This is a genomic window from Streptomyces sp. 71268 (assembly GCF_029392895.1).
Taxonomy (GTDB): domain Bacteria; phylum Actinomycetota; class Actinomycetes; order Streptomycetales; family Streptomycetaceae; genus Streptomyces.
On sequence record NZ_CP114200.1, the window covers coordinates 5,660,208 to 5,680,754 of the forward strand.

The 20,547-nt window shown below is 76.2% G+C and carries 17 protein-coding genes, 1 tRNA gene and 1 pseudogene; 7 read left to right on the top strand and 12 right to left on the bottom strand.

Features of this window, described 5'->3' with window-relative positions; genetic code table 11:
- Positions 1-6: 6 nt before the first annotated feature.
- The 3 genes from OYE22_RS22450 to OYE22_RS22460 form a co-directional block, all read right to left on the bottom strand.
- Positions 7-738, bottom strand: a complete 732-nt coding sequence (locus tag OYE22_RS22450; protein WP_277324269.1) for a hypothetical protein — start codon at positions 736-738, stop codon at positions 7-9.
- 1,101 nt (positions 739-1,839) lie between these two features.
- Positions 1,840-2,205 carry a hypothetical protein gene (locus OYE22_RS22455; protein WP_277322073.1) on the bottom strand — a complete coding sequence of 122 codons (366 nt, stop codon included), beginning with the start codon at positions 2,203-2,205 and terminating at the stop codon, positions 1,840-1,842.
- A 108-nt stretch (positions 2,206-2,313) separates the two neighbouring features.
- Positions 2,314-2,922 carry a TetR/AcrR family transcriptional regulator gene (locus OYE22_RS22460; protein WP_277322074.1) on the bottom strand — a complete coding sequence of 203 codons (609 nt, stop codon included), beginning with the start codon at positions 2,920-2,922 and terminating at the stop codon, positions 2,314-2,316.
- Between the two features lie 148 nt (positions 2,923-3,070).
- Here OYE22_RS22460 and OYE22_RS22465 point away from each other — a divergent pair, with 148 nt between their 5' ends.
- On the top strand, positions 3,071-3,868 hold the full coding sequence (locus tag OYE22_RS22465) for an SDR family oxidoreductase (protein WP_277322075.1): 798 nt from the start codon (positions 3,071-3,073) through the stop codon (positions 3,866-3,868).
- Positions 3,869-3,922: 54 nt separating this feature from the next.
- Here OYE22_RS22465 and OYE22_RS22470 read toward each other — a convergent pair whose 3' ends face one another.
- From OYE22_RS22470 to OYE22_RS22485, 4 genes and pseudogenes are all read right to left on the bottom strand, one after another.
- Positions 3,923-5,206: an AAA domain-containing protein gene (locus OYE22_RS22470; RefSeq protein WP_277324270.1), complete on the bottom strand. Its 1,284-nt coding sequence runs from the start codon at positions 5,204-5,206 to the stop codon at positions 3,923-3,925.
- 437 nt (positions 5,207-5,643) lie between these two features.
- Positions 5,644-7,338: pseudogene (locus OYE22_RS22475) on the bottom strand (hypothetical protein); the annotation flags it as partial.
- Positions 7,329-8,702 carry a hypothetical protein gene (locus OYE22_RS22480; RefSeq protein ID WP_277324271.1) on the bottom strand — a complete coding sequence of 458 codons (1,374 nt, stop codon included), beginning with the start codon at positions 8,700-8,702 and terminating at the stop codon, positions 7,329-7,331. The gene OYE22_RS22480 and the pseudogene OYE22_RS22475, both read right to left, overlap by 10 nt.
- Entirely contained in the window at positions 8,647-9,684 is a 1,038-nt protein-coding gene (locus tag OYE22_RS22485; RefSeq protein ID WP_277322077.1) for a phosphatase PAP2 family protein, read from the bottom strand. The genes OYE22_RS22480 and OYE22_RS22485 overlap by 56 nt, the downstream gene beginning before the upstream one ends.
- Before the next feature lie 273 nt (positions 9,685-9,957).
- Between OYE22_RS22485 and OYE22_RS22490 the strand changes: the two genes are divergently transcribed.
- Positions 9,958-10,575 carry a histidine phosphatase family protein gene (locus tag OYE22_RS22490; RefSeq protein ID WP_277322078.1) on the top strand — a complete coding sequence of 206 codons (618 nt, stop codon included), beginning with the start codon at positions 9,958-9,960 and terminating at the stop codon, positions 10,573-10,575.
- 33 nt (positions 10,576-10,608) lie between these two features.
- On the opposite strand, the gene OYE22_RS22495 is transcribed toward OYE22_RS22490, so the two are convergent.
- Positions 10,609-12,309, bottom strand: a complete 1,701-nt coding sequence (locus tag OYE22_RS22495) for a hypothetical protein (RefSeq protein ID WP_277324272.1) — start codon at positions 12,307-12,309, stop codon at positions 10,609-10,611.
- Positions 12,310-13,004: 695 nt separating this feature from the next.
- On the opposite strand from OYE22_RS22495, the gene OYE22_RS22500 reads away from it, so the two are divergent.
- The 5 genes from OYE22_RS22500 (at position 13,005) to OYE22_RS22520 (ending at position 17,644) form a co-directional block, all read left to right on the top strand.
- The gene (locus OYE22_RS22500; protein WP_277324273.1) at positions 13,005-13,397 is read left to right on the top strand and encodes a hypothetical protein; all 393 of its coding nucleotides are present in this window, start codon (positions 13,005-13,007) and stop codon (positions 13,395-13,397) included.
- 73 nt (positions 13,398-13,470) lie between these two features.
- The gene (locus tag OYE22_RS22505) at positions 13,471-14,520 is read left to right on the top strand and encodes a fused MFS/spermidine synthase (RefSeq protein WP_277322079.1); all 1,050 of its coding nucleotides are present in this window, start codon (positions 13,471-13,473) and stop codon (positions 14,518-14,520) included.
- Positions 14,521-14,860: 340 nt separating this feature from the next.
- The gene (gene fabG, locus OYE22_RS22510; RefSeq protein WP_277322080.1) at positions 14,861-15,655 is read left to right on the top strand and encodes a 3-oxoacyl-ACP reductase FabG; all 795 of its coding nucleotides are present in this window, start codon (positions 14,861-14,863) and stop codon (positions 15,653-15,655) included.
- A gap of 573 nt (positions 15,656-16,228) precedes the next feature.
- On the top strand, positions 16,229-17,284 hold the full coding sequence (locus OYE22_RS22515) for a LacI family DNA-binding transcriptional regulator (RefSeq protein ID WP_277324274.1): 1,056 nt from the start codon (positions 16,229-16,231) through the stop codon (positions 17,282-17,284).
- A gap of 135 nt (positions 17,285-17,419) precedes the next feature.
- The gene (locus tag OYE22_RS22520) at positions 17,420-17,644 is read left to right on the top strand and encodes a hypothetical protein (protein ID WP_187059959.1); all 225 of its coding nucleotides are present in this window, start codon (positions 17,420-17,422) and stop codon (positions 17,642-17,644) included.
- Between the two features lie 182 nt (positions 17,645-17,826).
- Here OYE22_RS22520 and OYE22_RS22525 read toward each other — a convergent pair.
- From OYE22_RS22525 to OYE22_RS22540, 4 genes are all read right to left on the bottom strand, one after another.
- A tRNA-His gene (locus tag OYE22_RS22525) sits at positions 17,827-17,899 on the bottom strand.
- Between the two features lie 94 nt (positions 17,900-17,993).
- Positions 17,994-18,602 carry an oligoribonuclease gene (orn, locus tag OYE22_RS22530; RefSeq protein ID WP_277322081.1) on the bottom strand — a complete coding sequence of 203 codons (609 nt, stop codon included), beginning with the start codon at positions 18,600-18,602 and terminating at the stop codon, positions 17,994-17,996.
- A gap of 4 nt (positions 18,603-18,606) precedes the next feature.
- On the bottom strand, positions 18,607-19,941 hold the full coding sequence (locus tag OYE22_RS22535) for a helix-turn-helix domain-containing protein (protein ID WP_277322082.1): 1,335 nt from the start codon (positions 19,939-19,941) through the stop codon (positions 18,607-18,609).
- A gap of 462 nt (positions 19,942-20,403) precedes the next feature.
- Positions 20,404-20,541: a hypothetical protein gene (locus tag OYE22_RS22540; RefSeq protein WP_277322083.1), complete on the bottom strand. Its 138-nt coding sequence runs from the start codon at positions 20,539-20,541 to the stop codon at positions 20,404-20,406.
- Between the last annotated feature and the right edge of the window lie 6 nt (positions 20,542-20,547).

Sequence of the window (20,547 nt, forward strand, 5' to 3'; positions counted from 1 at the left end):
CCGTGATCAGCCGCGTCGGGACGGGCTCGCCCTGGTCACGGGCGTGTCGGCGCTCGCGCCGCGCGCCTGCCCACGGGCCGCGCGCACACACGCCCACAGCAGCACGTCCGGCCCCGGCAGCCAGGGGTGGCGCACGTCGGGCGCCACCAGCCAGCGCGACCCGGCGCCCGCGCCGGCGGCCCGCCGCCCGGCGTCCGCCCCGCCCGCCGCCGCCGACGCCACGGAGGCCAGGGCGCCCGCGACCGGATCGGCCGCCCCGGCGGACGAGCCCACCCCCCGCGCCCCGTACGCGCCGGCCGCGTACGCCGACTCCTCGTACGCCCCCTCCCGGTACGGCCCGGCCTCGGCCCCCGGGTGCGGCGGGGCCGCGTGCGCGGGGTGGGGCAGCGGCGCGTCCGGGTGCGAGGCACCGGCCGGCACGTCCAGCGGGCCGGGCCCCGGCACGCGCGGCTCGCCGGCCTCCGGGCGACGGGCGAGGAACGGGCCCGCGAACGGGTCGGTCGCCCCCGCCGCGCCCTCGAACCCGGCCGGCTCGGGCGCGCGCAGCGGCGGGATGGTCACCGCGTCCCCGGCGCCGTGACACAACAGCGGCGGCACCACCCCCGCGCCCCACTCCTCCCAGCTCAGCAGGGACGGCAGCCGCTGGGCCACGCCGGGCCTGGTGAACAGCAGCACCCGCCCGCGCTGCACCGCCACCGGCCCCGACCCCGGCCCCTCGCCCCAGAGCCGGTCGACCATCCGCCGTCCGAACAGGGCGGGCGCGCTGACCACGTCGAACGCGGTGCCGCACGGCAGCACGCTGGGCGCCGTCGGCCGGGCCGCCCACAGCGCGCGCACGCTGCGCGGGAACGGGCTCGCCGACGCGAGCCAGTCCGCCCCGGCGGGCGTCACCGAGGCCGCCCCGTACCGCGTGCCGCCCACCGACCCGCGCCGCTCCCGGGGCGCGGGCCGCTGCGCGTCGGGCCGGACGGGGGCGTCCGGCCGGCCGGCGCGCGCGGCCTCTGCCGGCGCCACGCGCCGTGGGCCGCCGGCGGCGGCCACGCGGGACCGCACGGGGAGGCGGGCGCCGGGCTGCTCTGCCGGGTACTGCCGCGCGTCGGGTTGTCGCGCCTCGGGTTGCCATGCGTCAGACGGCCGTGCCTCGGGCGGCTGTGCGCCGGACCGTGCCGCCGCGGGGCGCGGCGCCGGTTGGGGCTTCGGGGCGGGGCGTGCGGCGGGCTGCGCGGGGGGCCTCGGGGCGATCTTCGGGGTGGGTCTCGGAGTGGGTTTCGGGGTGGTTCGGGTGGCGGCCCGCGCGGTGGGCTGGGTGGCGGTGGTGGTGGCCGCGTCGGTGGGGTGCGGCGCGCTGTCGCCGGTGGCGGTGGCGGTGGGTGGTGCGGGGGTCGGGGCGGTGGGGTGGGGCTGACCAGTGTGCGGGTCGGTGTCGGGCCGGTCCGGGTGGCCGGTGCGGTCCGCTCGGGGCGCGTCACCGGGCGGTACGTCCTCGCCGCCGGCGCCGCTCCCGGCGCCGTTCCAGGGCCCGTTCCCCGCCCCGCCGCGCGCCGCCCGGCCGGCCTCGCACCTCCGGGCCCGTCGCGTCTCGCTGCCGTGCCTGCCGCCGCCATGCGCGCTGTCGCTGGTACTGGTCATGGCGGACATACTTACCGGGCGTTCAGTTTCCGTTTTGGGTGAATTCCGGAAACCAGGACAGGGCGGGGCAGCACGGAGTATCTTGCGCCCCCGACTACCTGGCGGGCATGTGCCACTGGAGCATTCGAAACGGTGTCCGACCCGGCGGGGCCTGGGTCGGACCGCGCCGGACCCGGGCCGCCGCGGCGAGGCGCGGTCCGCCGGAACCGGTCACGCCTCCGTGATGGTGCCGGCGCGCATCAGCTCGCGGCCGTACTCGACCATCTTCCGCGCGTAGTCCTCGGTCCAGTCCGCGCGCTCGGCGATCGCGGCCAGGGAGAGCCGGTCGAACCGCTGGGGGTCGGCCAGTTGAGCCGCCGCCACCGCCTGGAACTCGGTGGCCCGGTCCGCCGCGGCCCGGAACGCGAGGGTCAGCTCGGTCGAGCGGGCCAGCAGCTCGCGCGGGTCCTCTATCGACTCCAGGTCGAAGAAGTGCTCCGGGTCCGCGGTGGCCTCGGACGGCTCGAAGAGCAGCGGTGCCGGTTTGAGGCGCCGCCCCGGGCTGGTGCGGGGGTTGGCCGAATGCGGCTCGGACATGTGTCTACCTCCAGCGTTGAGTGCCGCGTCCCATTGTCCTGCCCCGCGCAAGAGCGCTCCGGCCCGGCGTGCGGGCACGGCGTAAGCCGGGCCGGGGGAGCGGGGTGCTCAGTCGGTGGCGGGGCGGGCCGGGCCGCCGCCGCGCAGGTGGGAGATGAGCGCGTCGAGGACCGCCTCCAGGTGGAAGGTGTCCCCGGTTGAGCGGAGCACGATCACCCCGCCCTGGGTGCCGGCCACGAAGGCCGCGGCCGTACGGTCCGCGTCCACGTGCGGGCCCACCTCGCCGCTCTCCTGCATGGCGAGGATGCCCCGCCGCAGGTGTTCCTGCCACCGCCGCAGCAGCGACGCGGTCACCTCGGCGGCCCCCGGCACGGTGCTGACCTGGCCGATCAGCGCGGCGAGCGGACAGCGCGGGCCCTGGGCGCGGTACCGCCCGATGACCACCCGCCGCCACTGCTCCCACGCGTCCCACGAGTCGAGCGAGCCCAGGAAGGGCTGCTGGTCGGCCAGTACCCGGTCGGACTCGTACCGGGCCACCGCGAGCAGCAACTCTTCCTTCCCGTTCGGGAAGTAGTGGAAGAGCTGGCTCTTGCTGGTGCTGGTGGCCGCGCGGATGTCGTCGAGCGTGACGTTGCCCGGATCGTCGCCGCGCAGGTAGCCGGCGGCGCCCTCGATGATGCGCTGCCGGGTCGCCCGCCCCTTGGCCGTGAACGCCATGCCGCGCAGCCTACGACGCGGTGGATCAAGCGGTCCATGACGGGACGGCTCGCGACCGGATGCCGAGACGGCGCCGGGTCGCGACCCGCCCCGGGAGGGGGCGAGTTTGGACTTGAGAGTCCAAAAACGGCTCCGTACGTTCGCCGCCATGACACAGCGACTGGCCGGCAAGACGGCCCTCATCACCGGTTCGACCAGCAACATCGGCCGCTCAGTGGCCCGCCTCTTCGCGTCCGAGGGCGCGCACGTGATCGTCTCCGGGCGCGACGCCGCGCGGGGGGACGCGGTCGTGGCCGCGATCCGCGCCGACGGCGGGCGCGCCGACTTCGTACCGGCCGACCTCGACGGCGGCCCCGGGGCGAGCCGGGCGCTCGCCGCCGCCACCCGCGCCGCGCTCGGCCGCCCGCTCGACATCCTGGTCAACAACGCCGGCGTCTTCCCGCCCGCCACGACCCTGGAGACGGACGAGGCGACCTTCGACCAGGTGTACGGGGTCAACGTCAAGGCGCCCTTCTTCCTCACCCAGGCCGTGCTGCCGGAGATGATCGACAACGGCGGCGGGGTGATCGTCAACCTCGGGAGCTGGGTGGCCCGCCTCGGGCTGCCGATGGGCGGCCTGTACAGCTCGACCAAGGGCGCCGTGGAGACGCTGACGCGGGCCTGGGCCGCCGAGTTCGGCCCGCTCGGCATCCGGGTCAACGCGGTGTCGCCGGGCGTGATCCGTCCCCCGGACCTCGCGCCGGACGCGGCGCACCCCGGCGAGGACCTGATGATCGGCACCCCGGCCGGCCGGACCGGCCACCCCGACGCCGTCGCCGCCGCCGCGCTCTACCTGGCCGGCGACGAGGCCGGGTTCGTGCACGGAACCGTCCTCGACGTCGACGGCGGCCGGACGGGGGTCGCCGTGATGGCCACCCCGCCGGGCGCCCACCACCACACGGGGTGAGCGACCCCGGCGACCTCCGGCGGGCGCCTGGGCCCGGGGCGCGACGACCCGGGCTCAGGGACGCCAGCGCACCCGGTGCTCGTTGAGGTGGGCCAGGACGGCGTGGTTGGCCTCCCAGCCGTCCGGGAACTTCATGCTCACACCAAGCTGGACGGGCTCCGTCGACGGGTGGTCGTCCAGCAGCTCGGGCACCCCGGCCCGGCACACGACCACGCACGCGTGCCGGTGCCGGGACGCGAGCACGCACAGCCGGCCCGTCTCCAGGTGGAAGGCGGTGGCGTCGGGCCGGCCCGACAACGGGTGCAGCACCACCGTGACGTCGAACTCCCGCCCCTGGAGCCGGTTCGCGGTGTCCACCACCACGCCGGAGACGCCCAGGTCGGCCAGGGCCGCGCGGACGGCCGCGGCCTGGTCGCGGTGGGCCGTGCCGACCGCTATCCGGGCCGCCGTCAGCGGCACCGGGTCGGGGGAGCGCTCGCTGGTCGCGGCCCCGCCCCGGTCCAGCAGCCGGCGCACCACCAGGGCCACCGCGCGCACCGCCTCCGGGTCCGTGCGCGGGGTGTGCCGGGCGGGCAGCTCCAGCAGGCCCCAGCCCGCCTCGGCCGCCGCGTCCAGCACCCGGTCCACGCCCGAACCGTCCGACGCCACCCCGAACGACAACCGCCGGTCACCGTGCTCGGTGCCGCTGCGAAAGGGCGTGTACGGGTAGAAGGCGGCCGAGACCAGTGGCGCGGCCGACGCGGGCAGCCGCCATGAGACCGGCAGCCGGTGCTGCGGGAGGCCGGGGTTGTGCGCCAGGAGCGTGGTGACGGCGCTGGCCGACGGGTCGTAGGAGAGCCCGGACCACTGCTCGGCGCCCACCACGCTGAACGGGTCGAGCTGCCCCGGGTCGCCGACGAACAGCGCCCGCTCGAAGAGCCCGGCCACGGCGAGCAGCGCGTCCGAGCGCATCTGGTACGCCTCGTCCACGATGGCGTGCTGCCACGGCTCGACGTTCTTGGTGTGCGCCCACTTCGCGGCCGTCGAGATCACCACGTCGAGCCCGGCGAGGTCGCCCACCTTCGCGGAGGTGCGCACCGCGGGCAGCGCGTTCAGCGCCGGGTCGTACGCCGTGGCGTCGCTGCTGTGCAACCGGCCGATGGGCAGCTCGGGCTCCGCCTCGGCCAGCCGGATCACCAGGTCGTCCACCTGCGCGTTGGTCTGCGCGACGACCATCAACGGGCGGCCGGCGGCGGCCAGCTCACGGGCCGCGCGGACCACCAGGGTGGACTTGCCCGCGCCGGGCGGCGAATCGACCACCACGCCGCGCTCGGCACCGGCCATCGTGTCCCGCAGGATGGCCGCCGTGGCGGCGGCGGCCGCGGCCCCGGGGTCGAACCCGCCCCGCCCGGCCGGGTCCGCGCGGTCGCCGGAGTCGGCGCCGGCGAAGGGGCCAGCGGAGCCAGTGGAGCGAGTGGACCCAGCGGAGCCAGTGGAGCCAGTGGAGCCAGCGGGGTCAGTGGGGTCGGCGAGGCGTGCGGGGGCGGCGGCGTCGGCGTCGCTCACAGGAAGTCCTCGTCAGTCACGGGGTCGGGTTGGTAGGCGGGGTCGAGTGGCGGCGCGCCGGGGGCGCCGACCCGGACCGGGGCGGCGCCCGGACCCGCGTCACCCGCCGCGTCACCCACCGCGCCGGCAGCGCGCGCGGAACGGGCGGCGGGAACGGTGCCGGCGGCGTCATCCGGGGCCACGGCGCCGGCGTCGGCCCCGGCCGGCGCGGCGGCGGGCTCGGCGAGCGGGGGCGGGCCGCCGTGCGTCCACGGGGTCTGTTCGGGGTCGGGCAGCTCTGGGCCGCCGCGCGGGGCGTGCTCGAACAGCGTCCAGCACACCCGGTCGCCCTCCTCGGGCACCGAGCCGGGCTCCGGCTCCTTGCCCCGGCCCATGCCCCCGGTCAGCCGCAGCACCACCAGCGGCGCCACGTCGCGCCCCGTCCCGTCGGCCCCGCCCGTCGCGCCGCGCGCCTCGCCCGTTCCGCCCGCCTCGCTCGCCTCGTACGCCGCGCCCGTCTCGTACGCCACGAACTCGGCCGTCTGCGTCCTGCCGTCGGGCAGCGCGCGGTAGACCTTGACGCCCTCGTCGAGCAGCGGGCGGTCGTCGGTGCGCACGGTGACCAGCGGGCGCGGGCGCGGGACCTTGGCCTGCGAGTACGCCATGACGACCTCGGCCACCTCGCCCGCGAACGCCTCGCCCGATAGCCGCCGGGCCGCCATGACCAGCGGGTCGTCCAGCGCTTCCTGGGCGTCGAGCTGGGCCTGCGCGGTCTCGCGGGCGGCCAGCTTCCGGGCGGCGGTCACCGCGTCGTCCCACTTCGGCTGCGGCGGCTCGCCGGCCCGTACCCGGTCCCGGTGGCCCGTGTACGACCAGCGGTCGCGCTTCCACCGGTCGGCGACCCTGCTCCCGGGCGGCAGCGCCCGCAGCAGGTCGACGCCGCGCCACAGCGCCTCCCAGGTGGGCCGGAGCTGGCTGGCGACCAGCTCCCGCACCTCGCGCTCGGCCGCGGCGACATCCGCGGCCACGCCCCGGCTCCGCGCCGCGTCGTACCGGGCCATGGCCGGCGCCAGCAACCGGTTGTCGAACGCCGGGTCCGTGGCCGGCCCGGCCGGCGGGCACAGCAACTGCCCGCGCTCGTCGCGGGCCGTCTCGGCGCGCAGCGCCGCCTCCGGGCCCGCGAGCCCGGCCGGCGGGTCAATCCAGGCCAGGAGCGCGCCCAGGTGCTGGTCCTCAAGCCGGCTCTGGCCGGTCGCCCAGTGCTGGCCCAGCAGGTCGGTCAGGGCGAGCAGCAGCGAGGAGCCGGGCACCCGCGCCCGCTCCCCGTAGTGCGTCAGCCAGCGTCCGAGCAGCGGCACCCGGGCCGGCGCGGCGCGCGGCACGTCACCGTCTCGCGGCGCGTCACCGTCCCGTGGCCCCTCGCCCGGCTCGGCGGCGCCCGGACCAGGCGCCAGCGCCGCGCCCTCGCGCGCGCCCGCTCGCTCCTCCGGCTCGTGCTCGGCCGCCCGGCGGAACCGCATCGAGCGGCCGAGCAGCCGTACGAAGTCGATGCCGGGGCCGCTGGGCACGAGCAGTTGCGGGGCGTCGGCGCACAGCTCGACCTGGACCGTGACCCGCTTGCCGGTCTCGGGGTCGGTCTCCTTGCGCTCCTCCCACTCCACCTCGTCCGCGCCCGCGGCGAAGTGCGGCAGCATCTCCTCGGCCAGCGCGGCGAGGAAGGCGAAGCGCAGGTCGCGGTCGCGCGGCTGGGGCACCACCAGCAGCCGCGGCGCGTCCCGGTCCGTGCCCACCAGCGCGCCGAGCGGCGCGCCCGCCTCGCCCGCGGTGGTCAGCGGCACCAGGGCCAGCGGCCGGTCGGCCAGGTGCCGGTGTCGCACCGTCGCGGTCGGCAGCGCCCGCCCGCTCCGCATGGCCTCCATCCGCGCCAGCGTCGTCATCAGCGCCATGCGGCCTCCCCGGCCTCCCCGGACTCCGTGGCCCGGCCGGCCGGCCCGGGGGCCATGCCCGCCTCCGCGAGCGCCTGGGCCCGCAGCGCCGCCGCCCGGCGCAGGGCGCGCACGGCCGGGTCGGCAGCCTGGTCCGTATCGACCCCCTGGTCCGAGTCGGTCGCCCGGGCCGGGTCCGAGGGCCGGGCCGCGTCGCACGCGGGCCCCTCGCCGAGCGCCGCCCCGAGCACGGCCTCCACCGTGGTCAGGCCACCCAGCTCGCCCCGCACCCCGCGCCCGAGCACCTCCACCGCGCCCGCGGCCCGCGCCGCCTGCCGACAGTGGAAGGCCAGCTCGCACGAGGCCAGGCAGTCCGGTACGTACGCCGCCGGCACCGCGTCCACCGTGGCGGTCAGCTCCGCCACCGGCCGCGTCGGCGTCTTGCCGTCGTCCGCGAGCCGGAGGTCGAACGTCGCGTCGCCCGGCAGCTCGGCGGCGATCTCCTCGACCCGGGTCAGCCGCGCGAGCTGCCGGCTGGTCACCGAGAGCTGCTTGCGCACGTCGATCAGCTCGGCCGTCGGGAGGTTGGAGAAGTCCTTGGGACACACGAGCAGCGCCCGCTGCCGCACCAGACCGGCCGCCCCCACGGTGCCGTCCACCGACCCGCTCAGCCCCGCGTCGGCCCCCGCCGGCGCGCCGGCCGCACCCCGTGTCGGGCCGCCGTCGGCGGCCACCGCGTCGGCCAGCTCGCGCAGCGCCAGCACGTACACCGCCGCCTGTCGCGCCGCCGCGCCCACCTTCGTCGGGTCGGCCGAGCCGTCCAGCATCGGGAACGACTTGATCTCCACGACGGTCCAGCTCCCGTCCGGGTGCACCACCAGCGCGTCCGGCTCCAGGTACGCGGGCGAACCGGCCACCTCCACGCTCACCATGGGGTGCCGCAGTACGGCCCACCGGCCGGCGGTCGTGGCCCGCGCGAGCGCGAGCCGGGTGCGCGCCGTGCGCCCCGCGGGGCCGTCGGCCACCAGCTCGGGCGCGTCGATGCCACCTGGCGGGGGAGGGGGCCCGGGGTCGCTCAGTCGCTCCCGCAGCAGGGTGACGAGCTGCTCGCCGCCGTCCGCGGTGACGCGGGCCTCGAAGACGTGGCCACGCTGGTGGGCGAACTGCGACTGGCCGAAGGGCGCGGGCGAGCCCAGCGCCCTGGCCAGGGCCGTCTTGTCCACGCCCGCGCCGTCGAGCAGCGCGCGGCGGCGGCAGCCGGGGTTGGCCGCGAGCGCCGCGAGCGCGCGGGCGTCCAGGGGGCGCGGGGCGACCCGTGGACCCCGCAGCTCAGCGAGCCGCTGCCGGAGCGCCGTCCGCTGGGGCGGTGGCGTTTCGGTCGGCATCTCGCGTCGGCTGTTGAGGGATGTGCTCACCCGCCGAAGTCTCGCACCCACCACTGACATTCGACGCGCTCACCCCGAGATCGGGATCGACGGCCGCGTCGGAGCCGACCAACTCGGCCCCGGCCGCGTCGGAGGCCACCAGGTCGGCCGCCGCCGGCTCGGTCCCGGCCGCCCCCGGGCCCGCGTCGGCCGGCGCGCCGCCCGTACGGCGCGCCGTGAACCGCGCCCAGACCCGGTCGGTCAGCCGCAGCGCGGGCCGGGCGAGCACGAAGCCGAGGCCCATCACGGCCGCGCCGGCCGCCGCGTCGAGGAAGTAGTGGTTCGCGGTGCCCATCACGATGATCGTGGTGAGCAGCGGGTACGCGATGCCGGCGGCCTTGGCCCAGCCCGACTTCCCGTGCCGGTACAGCGCGATGCCACACCACAGGGCCCAGCCCACGTGCAGGCTCGGCATCGCCGCGTACTGGTTGGTCAACCCGCCGAGCCCGCGCGGCGCGCTCGCCTCGCCGCCCCACCAGCCGTACGACCCGTACTGCGCCATCGTGTCCACGAAGCCGTGGCTTGCGTCGAGCAGCCGGGGCGGGCAGGTCGGCAGGGTGATGAAGCCGACGAGACCGATGAGCGTGGAGAGCATCAGCCATGTGCGCATCACCCGGTACTGGGTGGGACGGCGCTTCCACAGCCAGACCAGGATCGCGGGCGTGACGATGTAGTGCAGCGACGCGTACGCGAAGTCGGCCGGTATGCCGAGCGACGCGTGCTTGGTGAACAGGTCGTTCAGCGGCGTCTCGAAGTCGATGCGCAGCGCCTGCTCGAACTCCAGGATGCCGAGGCCGTGGTCGACCGCGCTGGACACGGAGCCCCGCGCCAGCAGTCGGCCGGCCGAGTACGCGGCGTACACCACGGCGATCAGCGGCAGCTCGGCCCACCAGCGGGGCTGAGTGCGCTGTGGTGTCCCGGTACGGGGCGCGGTGTGGTGCATCCGGTCGGTCTCCCAAGTGTGATCAGGCGGCCAAAGGCGCGCAGTCAACCGTACGGTCTCCGTGCGACAACCCGTGCACCACCCCCGGCGAGTGCGGTGAAACGCCACGTTTACCCGTTGTTGGGGTTTCCCTCGGTCGCGGTGCGCAGGGAACTAGACGCCACGGCGGCCCAGCGGGTTGCTCATCGAACTCGTAGGCGATGATGGGCGACGGGTCTCCGGCATGCCGGACCTGCCCCACTAACCCCCCGAACGAGCGAAAGGCTCACCTCCATGGCAGCACGCATCCTGCTGGCCCGCCACGGACAGACCGCGTGGTCGCTGTCCGGGAAGCACACGGGCCGCACGGACATCCCGCTCCTGGACGAGGGGCGCGGCGGCGCCAAGCTGCTGGGCGAGCGGCTGCGCCGTGGGCCGTGGGGCGGGCTGCCGGGGGTCGAGGTGCGCACCAGCCCCTTGGTGCGTGCCAGCGAGACCTGTGAGCTGGCGGGCTTCGGCGACCGCGCGACGCCCTGGGACGCGCTCCTTGAGTGGGACTACGGCCCGTACGAGGGCATGACCCCCGAGGCGATCAAGGCGACTCGCCCCGACTGGCTGATCTGGCGCGACGGCGTGCCCACCGACGTGCCCGGCGCCCCCAGCCGCGGTGAGTCGGTGGCCGACGTCACGGAGCGCGCCGACTCCGTCGTGGCCTGGGCCCGCTCCGCCGACCGCGACGTGCTCGTCTTCGCCCACGGCCACATCCTGCGCTCGCTGGCCGCCCGCTGGCTGGGCTTCGACCTCTCCTTCGGGGCCCGGATCCGTCTCGACCCGACCTCGCTGTCCGTCCTGGGCTGGGCGTACGGCGAGCCCGCCATCGAGCGCTGGAACGACACGGGCCACCTGGCCTGACGGCGCGCCGCGCGGGCGCCGGGCGGCACTCGCTCACGCGGGCGGGATCGCGCGGTGGCGGCTCAGGAAGCGCGCGACCCCGGGCTCCCGGCGCCACGGCCGCAGCCCCTGGGCCAGCTCGTCGACCATCGCCCGGACGCGGGCGGACCGTACCTGGTCCGACAGCGCGAGCACCCGCTCGCCCGCCGCGGCGGCCTCGTCGGGCACCCGCCCGCCGAGCAGGTCGGTGGCCAGCTCCGCGGTAAACAGGGCTCGGTTGCGTACGAAGTGCGGCCCCTGGAGGGCCACCGAGCGCCGCGCGTGCTCCACTGCCCGGTCCCACTCCCGCAGCGCCGACCAGCACTGCGCTTCCAGGCCCGCCGCCTCGGCCTCGCCGAAGAACGACATCCACTCCGGATCGTCGTCCGACGGCCCCCGGTCGAACAGCCGCTGGGCGCGCAGCAGCGCCCGTACGCAACCGGCCTGGTCCGCGAGGCCGGCCCGGCCACCCGCCTCGCGCAGGGCCAGCAGCGACAGCAGCCGGGGCGAGGCCAGCGAGCGCGCCGCGCGCTCGGCGGCCTGCGCCGCCCGCACGGCCTCGCGGGGCCGGCGGGCATCGCGGGCGAGGAAGGCCATGTTGCAGAAGGCGTGCGCCTCAAGCGCCCGGTCGCCCGCCAGCCGCGCGGTGGCCAGGGCCTCCGCGTAGTGCGAGCGCGCCAGCGCGATCCGGCCCGAGTCGTGGGCCAGCCAGCCGACCGAGATGGCCAGCTCGCCAGCGGCCTGGTGCAGCCGGTCGCTGACGGACCGCCGTTCGGCCCCGGCGTCGAGGAGTTCGTAGGCGGCGATCAGCGGCTGGGTCGCCTCGCGGTAGATGCCGTCGCCGCCGTGCCGGTCGTCAAGGAGCCGGATGTGGCGTACGGCCTCCTCCAGGGCCGCCGCCTCCGCCGTACCGACGCGTCCCTGCGGCCGGGGTACGCGCGGCAGCGGTGGGATCGGCGCGCGGCGCGGCACCCGGGCCGCTCGCGCACCTCCCGGCGCACCACCCCGCGCGACGCCCGGGGCGCCCGCGCCCCGTGGCCCCGCGCCGTCGCCGGGTGCGACGGCCCAGGCGGAGCCGAGTTCCAGCGAGACGGCGGCCACCGTGGCGGAGCCGATGGTCATGAAGGCGCGACGGTGCACATCGCTCTCCTCGTGGCGGTGGGCCGGGCCGACCGCCGTCGGGCCGGCGGGGGAGTCGGGCGCCTCCGGCGTACGCGGGCGGGCGTACGCGGGGAGGGGGAGGGAGGCGAGGGAGGGGGCGCCCCCGGCGGACGCGCGGGCGGCTGCCCGTCGCGCGGCTCCGGAGCCTGGGCCTGGGGCTGCGGCGGTGGCTGGGTCTGGGGCTGGGCCGGCAATCGGGGCGGGGCCTGGGGGGCGGCCGGCGGCTGGGGCGGTGGTGGGGGCAGGGGCCCGGGCGCGGGGGTGGGCCGGCGGTGCTCGCGTCCTCCGCCGTGGGCTCATCCCGCGCGCCGGCGCCCGCGCGCCCCGAGGCGTCCCGCGTACCGTGCCCGCGTACGCTCGCGCGCGGGGCGAAGCCGAGGTCCGTGAGGGAACGGCCGGGGAACATGTGCCGGAACACCCGCTCGTAGGCGTAGTTGGGACAGCGGATCGCGCCGGACTCGACGCGTCCGATGTAGCGGGCGTCGCAGGAGACCTGCTCACCGATCTCCCGGGCCGAGCGCCGCACGAGCGCCGCGAACTCGCCCGGCGACAGATGCCCGCGCAGGCGTCTGAAAGCCGCGTTCAGCCGCGGCGGCGAGGGTTCGGATGCCGAGGCCATGGTGGTGCCCTCCTGGCGATCTCCGCTGCGGGCGGCGCCACGAGCGGACCGGTGCCGTGATCGACGGCACGACCGTACCGACTGTGTTGGCGCGATCACGTGCGGTTTAGCTACAAAACGGATATCTCACCCATGATTTGCCATGAAGTGCCATCCTTTGCGGCGGCGTTGCGCCGTAGCTGTTGACGTTTTGTTGCGTTGGTTCCTGTAGACCATGGCAGTCACGCGGAGGAAGGGGTTCCCCTTGCCGGACGTCACACCAGCCACCGGGGCAGACGCTGACGGCTCACGGATGCCCGCACAGTTCCGCCACCGCCCCAGCGAGGAGCGCAGCGCGTCGCTGCCGGGCGCCCGGTCACACCCGGGAGCCGACCGCTACGCCGCCGCACCGGTCGGTGACGTGTCCGAGGACTGCGAGGTCCGCGACCTGAGCCCCGCGCCCGACGGCCCCGTCACGCACGAGGCCAGCCGCCCCGTCGAGGCGACCGAGCCCGCCGGCGCGACGCACACGCGCGAGCGCGCCGACCGCACGCCCCGCGCCGCCGACACCGTCCCCCCGCCCCACCCCGGGCACCCGGAGCACGTCGCGCCGCCGAGGGCCTCGGCCGAGTCGGAGAGCGGCGCCTGCGACGTGGTCACGGTGCCCGCGCGGCAGGGCTTCGAGGTCGTGGACCTGCTACGGCTGCGCGCGTCGAGCGGCATCGGGCCGGTCCTGCACGACGACGCGTGCCACACCCTCGGCTTCGTCGTCCCCCCCGGCACGGCCGCGGGGTGGGACGTACCGGGCAGCGCGTGTACGCGGGCGCACGGCCGGGGCCCGCGCTCCGGCGCGCGCGCGGCCCGGGCCACGGCCCCGTACGGCGCGCGGGAGGCGGGCGACAGGGACGCCGCGCCCCCGGTGCCGGGCGCCGGCTGGCTGGTGCCGCCCGCGGAGGCGTACCGCGACGCCACCGACCCCGCCGTGCTCCGCGCCGCGCTCGGCGAGGCCGCCCGGGTGATCGAGGTCATCGACCGCAGCCACTGACGCGTGGGCCCGCCGCGCGGGCCCCCGCCGGCCGGCCCGACCGCCCCGGTCAGAGGTGATCGATACTGGTCGGATGGCACGAGGCAAGCGCGGACGGCAGGGCAACGCGGTACGGGGCGGGCGCGCGGACCGCGCCCGCCCGGCCACGGACGAGCGGGTCGGTAAGCGCGGCGACGGCGCGGCGAACACAGCGGACACGGCGGGTGCGGCGGACGGAGCGGACACGGCGAGTGCGGCGGACGTGGCCACGGGCCGGGTGCGCGGTGGGCGCACGCGCGGGCGCGCCCGCGCCGGAGAGCCGGTCAGTGCGCGGGTGGACGGCGGCCGGGCCGAACTGGTGCCGGACCGGGACCGGCCGCGCGGGCGCACCCTGTTGATCGACGGCGCCCCGCAGTCCCACGTCGACCTCGACGACCCCGGCTACCTCGACTTCTCCTACCAGCGCCGGCTGGGCCACGTGGCCGACCTGGTAGCGCCCCCGGGGCGGCCGATCCACGCCCTCCACCTCGGCGGCGGCGCCTTCACCCTGGCCCGCTACGTCGCCGCGTCCAGGCCTCGCTCCACGCAGCAGGTGGTGGAGGTGGACGGCCCGCTGGTGGAGTTCGTCCGCCGCGAACTGCCGCTGGAGGGCGGCTGGCGCATCCGGGTGCGCGGGGGTGACGCCCGCGCGGGGCTCGGCAGGGTGCCCGACGGCTGGGCCGACCTGATCATCGCGGACGTCTTCAGCGGCGCCCGCACCCCCGCGCACCTGACCAGCGTCGAGTTCCTCGCCGAGGCGCGCCGCGCGCTGCGCCCGGGCGGGTGGTACGCGGCCAACATCGCCGACGGCGCGCCGCTCGCCCACCTCCGGGCCCAGGTGGCCACCGCCCGCGCCGTGTTCGCCGAGGCCTGTCTGACCGCCGACCCCGCCGTGCTGCGCGGGCGGCGCTTCGGCAACGCGGTCCTGCTGGCCGGCGACGGCGGGTTGCCCGTGGCGGAGCTGACCCGCCGCGCGGCCGGTGACCCGCACCCCGGGCGGGTCGAACACGGCCGCGCCCTGGCCGACTTCACCGGCGGCGCGCGCCCGGTCTCCGACGCGGACGCCACGGCGTCCCCGGCCCCGCCCCCCGCCGCCTTCGACTAGCCAGCGGCCCTCCGTACAGGCACGCCCGCCCGCCGCCGGCGGGGCCGCGGCCGGTGGCGTGCTGTTCGGCATGGGCGGCGTCACCACCGTGTTCACGGTCTCCGGCCTCGTCCCGCTCGCCTCGGCCCCGCTGATCGTGGTCCGGGTCAGGATGCCCCGGCACCGCGCGGGGGCCTGACGCACGGTCGGCCACGCGCGGGCACCCCACCGTTGGCGCTCCCCGAGGTGGCTGGTCCTCGTCGTTCCGGCCGCGACGTGCGGGGCGATGTGCGTAACGTGGCCGGGGCGGCGGCCGGGAGTTGCCCGGAGGCGGATCGAGAACGGCGAAAGGCGCGGGGCGATGACGTTCACGCAGTGGAAGGACCGGTCCGTCATCGTGACCGGAGGCACCCGTGGCATCGGGCTCGGCATCGCCGAACTCTTCGCCCGCCAGGGCGCCGCCGTCCTCCTCACGGGCCGGGACGCGGAGACCGCCCGTACCGTGGCCGACGACCTCGCCCAACGGACCGGCGGGCGGGTCGCGGGCGTGGCGGTGGACATGCGGCAGCCGGAACAGATCGAGCACATGGCGGCCGAGGCCGAGCGGCGGCACGGCGGCGTGGACGTGCTGTGCGCCAACGCCGGGATCTTCCCCGAGCGTCCGCTGCGCGAGATGACGGCCGACGACGTGGACGAGGTCCTGGAGGTCAACCTGCGCGGCTCCATCCTGTCCGTACGCGCCTGCCTGCCCGCCATGGAGCGGGCCGGCCGTGGCCGGATCGTCGTGACCTCCTCCATCACCGGCCCCACGACCGGGTACGCCGGGTGGTCCCACTACGGCGCCAGCAAGGCTGGCCAACTGGGGTTCGTACGCTCCGCCGCCCTCGAACTCGCGCCGCACCGCATCACCGTCAACGCCGTCCTGCCGGGCAACGTCCGCACCGACGGCCTGGCCGGGCTCGGGCCGGACTACCTGCGCCAGATGACGGAGTCCATCCCCCTCGGCCGGCTCGGCGAGACCGTCGACATCGCCCACGCCGTCCTCTTCCTCGCCTCCGACGAAGCCGCCTTCGTCACCGGCCAGACGCTCACCGTCGACGGCGGCCAGACCCTCCCCGAGTCCCTGGACGCCTTCGCCGGCCCCCACCAACCCTGACCGCCGGCACCGACTCTGGCTACCCCGCCCCGCACCCCAGGCCCGCTCCACCGGTCGGGTCGCGGGGCGGACGTTTCCCCTCCCCACGCCCCGCCCACGCGCGGGGACGCGCCGCCAGCCGCGCCGGCCTCCTCCCGGCCCAGCCCGCGCGCCCCAGGCTCGCTCAACTCCCGCACCCCGCCCGGCCGCTGGCCCGGCGGGCCGCCAGCCGTCGGTCAGCCCGCCGGGGCCCTCGGGTGGCGCCCGGTTGTGCGCCCGCGTGCGCCCCGGGCCGGTGACGAGTGGAGCGGACACGTTACTGCCCGGTTACGTCGCGCGTGACCGGCCGCGAAGAGGGGAGAACTCGCGTACGGGTGGGACCGCTGAGCAGGAGCGGACGAATGGGGCGTGGTGGTGGCTTGTGAACACACTCCAGCGTCCAAGCGGCCCCTTGCTGTGAGGAGTTGAAGCATTGGCGCAGATCAGGGCCGCGTGGGGCGATGTGGGGCGCGGCCGCCGACATCTGGCTGTTGTTGAATGTCCAGCGATCGTCGGCACGGCGGAGGGGTCCGACGCATGAGGGGGGAGACGGGGATGGCGGCGGCCAGGCGGCGCGGTGCCGGGCGGGGCAGGCCCACCCTGGAGGAGGTCGCCGCACGCGCGGGCGTGGGTCGCGGTACGGCCTCCCGGGTGATCAACGGCTCGCCCCGGGTCAGCGACCGGACCCGGGCCGCGGTCGAGCAGGCCATCGCCGACCTGGGGTACGTGCCCAACCGCGCGGCCCGCGCGCTGGCCGCCAACCGGGCCGACGCCGTCGCGCTGGTCATCCCCGAGCCGGAGACCAGACTGTTCGCCGAGCCGTACTTCTCGGACATCATCCGCGGAGTGGCCTGCGAACTCGCCGACACCGACCTGCAACTGCTGCTCACCCTCGTCCGTACCGCCAAGGAGCGCCAGCGGCTGGCCGACTACCTGGCCGCGCACCGCGCGGACGGCGTCCTGATGATCTCGGCGCACGCGGCCGACCCGCTGCCCGACGTGCTGGAGCGGATCGACATACCGGCCGTGCTCGGCGGCCGGCGCTCGGCCCGCGAGACCGTCGCCCACGTCGACTCGGACAACCTCGGCGGCGCGCGGTCGGCGGTGATCCACCTCGCCGAGCGGGGCCGGCGGACGATCGCCACCATCACCGGATCGCTCGACATGTACACGGCCCAGTGCCGCCTCGACGGCTACCGTGAGGCGCTGGACGCCGCCGACCTGCCCCGGGACCCCGACCTCGTCGAGCGGGCCGACTTCACCGAGGAGGGCGGCCGGCGGGCGATGGCCGCGCTGCTGGCCCGCCGCCCCGACCTGGACGCGGTCTTCGCGGCCTCCGACGTCATGGCCGCCGGCGCCCGCCGCGTGCTGCGCCAGCACGGCCGCAAGGTGCCCGACGACGTCGCCCTGGTCGGCTACGACGACTCGCCCGTGGCCCGCCACATGGACCCGCCGCTGACCAGTGTCCGGCAGGCCACGGAGGAGATGGGGCGCGCGATGGTACGGGTCCTGCTGGAGCAGATGGCGACCCGCGAGACCCGGGCCACGGTCCCGGGCGCCCGCCCCCACCTGGTGCTGCCCGCCGAACTCGTCCCCCGCGACTCCTCCTGACCGAGCCCGCCCGCCGCGGAAGTCCCCCCGCCCCAGCAGCCCACCCGCCCCGCCGCCGAACCCCCCCGGCCCGGACGCGGAACGCGAACCGGGGCCCGATGTGCGACCGCGCGCCCCCGGGCGCACGCTGGAGGCATGGCTGAGCACCCGCCCGTGATCGTCCACCCGCCCACCGCGTCGGGTGGGCGCCGCGTCACGATCCGCGGCGTCATCGTCGGCCTGGCCCACGGCCGGGGGGACGTCGCCGAGTTCCTGCGCCGGGCCGGCATCGAGGACCCGGACGACCTGACGCTGGACAACCCCGACCAGATCGAGTGGCGGGGCGGTGACATGGACCACTGGCCCGCCCCCACCGACTGACACGGCACCCCGACCCGTACCGCGCGAGCACCACGTACCCGGGGCGACCCGACGGGATCGTACGAGGCCCGACGAGACCTGCGGTGCCCAACGAGGAACCCAACGAGGAATTCAAACAAGGCACGCGAGACACGACGAAGCCCCCGGCCGCTTGCGCGGACCGGGGGCTTCCGATCGTTCAGGGTGAGTAACGGGACTCGAACCCGCGACATCCTGGACCACAACCAGGTGCTCTACCATCTGAGCTATACCCACCATGACCGGCGCTTTCCTTGCCGGCCGAGAAAAAGTGTACAGGGTCCGAAGGGGTGCTCGCTCCCGGCCTGTGGAGAGCCGGGAGCGAGCCGCCTCACGCTTGCCGCGCGGGCAGGACGTGCTTGCTCGCGATCGCCTTCGCCGTGTCCGAGTCCGGGCCCGGCTGGGGCACGAAGACCGCCTCGCGGTAGTACCGCAACTCCGCGATGCTCTCCCTGATGTCGGCGAGGGCCCGGTGGTTGCCGTTCTTCTCGGGGCTGTTGAAGTACGCCCGCGGGTACCAGCGGCGGGCCAGCTCCTTGATCGAGGACACGTCCACGATCCGGTAGTGCAGGTGGCCTTCCAGCGTGGGCATGTCGCGCAGCAGGAAGCCCCGGTCCGTGCTCACCGAGTTCCCACACAGCGGAGCCTTGCCGGGCTCCGCCACGTGGGCCTTCACGTAGGCCAGGACCTGCTGCTCGGCGTCGGCGAGCGTGGTGCCGCCGTCCAGCTCGTCGAGCAGCCCGGACGCGGTGTGCATCTCGCGCACCACGTCCGGCATGGTGGTCAGCGCCTCGGCGGGTGGACGGATCACGATGTCCACACCGTCGCCGATGATGTTCAGTTCGGAATCGGTGACCAGCGCGGCCACCTCAATGAGCGCGTCGTCGGACAGCGAGAGGCCGGTCATCTCGCAGTCGATCCACACCATGCGATCGTTCATGCCGTCACCCTACGGGGCGTTCCCGCTGGCCGGGCAGGCTGGCGCGGCCGGGTGCGCGGCTCGACTGTTCGGGTAGCCGCGGCGCGTAGGCGTCCGAGTCGGGCTTGCCGGGGTCCCGGTCACCGTGCGCCGGCCCGCCGTGGCTCACGCCGCCGTGGTTCATGCCGCCGTGCGCGAGCGCCGTGGCGCCGGTGGGGCCGCCGTGCGCGCCCGCCGTGGCCATGGACGCGCGCCGGACCGGCACCGCCTCGCCGGAGCGCTGTTCGATCAGGTCCGGCCGCTCGGCCCGCTCGTGCCGCTCCGGTCGGTCGCCGGGTCCGCCCTGTGGCCTGCGGGCCCGGTACGCCGCCCGGTACGCCGCCGGCGACGAGCCGAGCTGCCGCCGGAAGTGCCCGCGCAGCGCCACCGGGGAGCGGAACCCACAGCGCCCGGCGACCTCGTCCACGGAGTAGTCGGAGGTCTCCAGGAGCCGTTGGGCCTGGAGCACCCGCTGGGTGATCAGCCACTGGAGTGGAGCGCTCCCAGTGAGCGAGCGGAACCGCCGGTCGAAGGTCCGTCGGCTCATGTAGGCGCGGGCCGCGAGCGCTTCGACATCGAACTGCTCGTGGAGGTGTTCCAGCGCCCAGGCCACGACCTCGGCCAGCGGGTCGGCGCCGATCTCCTCCGGCAGCGACCGGTCCAGGTAGCGCTCCTGGCCGCCCGAGCGGCGCGGCGGTACGACGAGCCGGCGGGCCAGCGCCCCGGCCGCGTCCGCGCCGTGGTCGGTGCGTACGACGTGCAGGCACAGGTCGATGCCGGCGGCGGTGCCCGCCGACGTCAGTACGTCCCCGTCGTCGACGAACAGCTCCCGCGGGTCCACGTGGACCGACGGATAGCGCTTGGCGAGCGTCGGCGCGTACATCCAGTGCGTCGTCGCCGGCCTCCCGTCGAGCAGCCCGGCCGCCGCGAGTACGAAGGCACCCGTGCACAGCCCGACGATGCGAGCGCCCTCCTCGTGCGCGCGGCGCAGTGCGTCGAGCGCGGCGGCGGGTGGCGACTGGGTGATCGACCGCCATGCCGGTACGACGACGGTGCCCGCCCGCGAGAGGGCCTCCAAGCCGTACGGCGCGGTCAGTTCGAGCCCGCCCGTGGTGCGAAGCGGTACGTCTTCGCCCGCGCACACCAGCAATCGGTAGCGGGGGACGCCGGCGTCCTGCCGGTCGATGCCGAAGACGGAGAGCGGTATGGAGCTCTCGAAGATGGGGCCGCCGCTGAAGAGCAGCACTGCGACGATCTCCCGGCGGCGGCGTCCGGAGAGCTTTCGGGCGGCCTCCGGTACGGTTGTGGAGTCCTGGCTCATGGAACTAAGCCCCCCTGGGTGGTCGCGTCCTCTCGGTCCTGCACGTTTCCCCTCGGTCCTGAACGGTTCCCCCGCCGGTCATGGCCAAGATCGAATCTACTGTGTCGCGTGTGGTCACCGTGACCAGTTCACCACTCGCCCGTAAGTCGACATGACAACTTGGCGTAAAGCATTCGATCACGAAGCGTTGCACTCGGAGCGCCTGTAGGGAAGTGCGCCTTTCGCCGATGCCCACTCCCCGTAGGGAGTACGGACCCCCAACACCCCTTTCCTAGCTGGTCAGACGCGGGTTTGGCGGGGTCTTCGGCAACAGGGACAACTTGTTCCGAAGTTGGCCGAAAACAGTTGGCCGCAAACGTACGATCGCGTCAGTCGACGGGCGTATGCGCTTCGGACGGGGCGTCAACAACAGGCCCAGCGGGTGCCGTACGGACCCTTCCACGGCACCCCCCGCGCCGACGCTCATCGGTCAACCGCGGCCGCCCGCCGCTCGCCCCGTCGCAGCAGCGCACGGCAGGTCGCGGTGACCGCGGCGAGCCCGAGCGCGATGCCCGCCGCGCCGCCGAACGAGGCCCCGCACAGCAGGAGGGCGACCGGCACCAGTGC

Coding starts and splice junctions, on each gene's coding strand:
- OYE22_RS22450 (WP_277324269.1), bottom strand. CDS start 738: ATGGTCGACCGGCTCTGGGGCGAGGGGCCGGGGTCGGGGCCGGTGGCG.
- OYE22_RS22455 (WP_277322073.1), bottom strand. CDS start 2,205: ATGTCCGAGCCGCATTCGGCCAACCCCCGCACCAGCCCGGGGCGGCGC.
- OYE22_RS22460 (WP_277322074.1), bottom strand. CDS start 2,922: ATGGCGTTCACGGCCAAGGGGCGGGCGACCCGGCAGCGCATCATCGAG.
- OYE22_RS22465 (WP_277322075.1), top strand. CDS start 3,071: ATGACACAGCGACTGGCCGGCAAGACGGCCCTCATCACCGGTTCGACC.
- OYE22_RS22480 (WP_277324271.1), bottom strand. CDS start 8,702: ATGCCGACCGAAACGCCACCGCCCCAGCGGACGGCGCTCCGGCAGCGG.
- OYE22_RS22485 (WP_277322077.1), bottom strand. CDS start 9,684: ATGCACCACACCGCGCCCCGTACCGGGACACCACAGCGCACTCAGCCC.
- OYE22_RS22490 (WP_277322078.1), top strand. CDS start 9,958: ATGGCAGCACGCATCCTGCTGGCCCGCCACGGACAGACCGCGTGGTCG.
- OYE22_RS22505 (WP_277322079.1), top strand. CDS start 13,471: ATGGCACGAGGCAAGCGCGGACGGCAGGGCAACGCGGTACGGGGCGGG.
- fabG (WP_277322080.1), top strand. CDS start 14,861: ATGACGTTCACGCAGTGGAAGGACCGGTCCGTCATCGTGACCGGAGGC.
- OYE22_RS22515 (WP_277324274.1), top strand. CDS start 16,229: ATGGCGGCGGCCAGGCGGCGCGGTGCCGGGCGGGGCAGGCCCACCCTG.
- OYE22_RS22520 (WP_187059959.1), top strand. CDS start 17,420: ATGGCTGAGCACCCGCCCGTGATCGTCCACCCGCCCACCGCGTCGGGT.
- orn (WP_277322081.1), bottom strand. CDS start 18,602: ATGAACGATCGCATGGTGTGGATCGACTGCGAGATGACCGGCCTCTCG.
- OYE22_RS22535 (WP_277322082.1), bottom strand. CDS start 19,941: ATGAGCCAGGACTCCACAACCGTACCGGAGGCCGCCCGAAAGCTCTCC.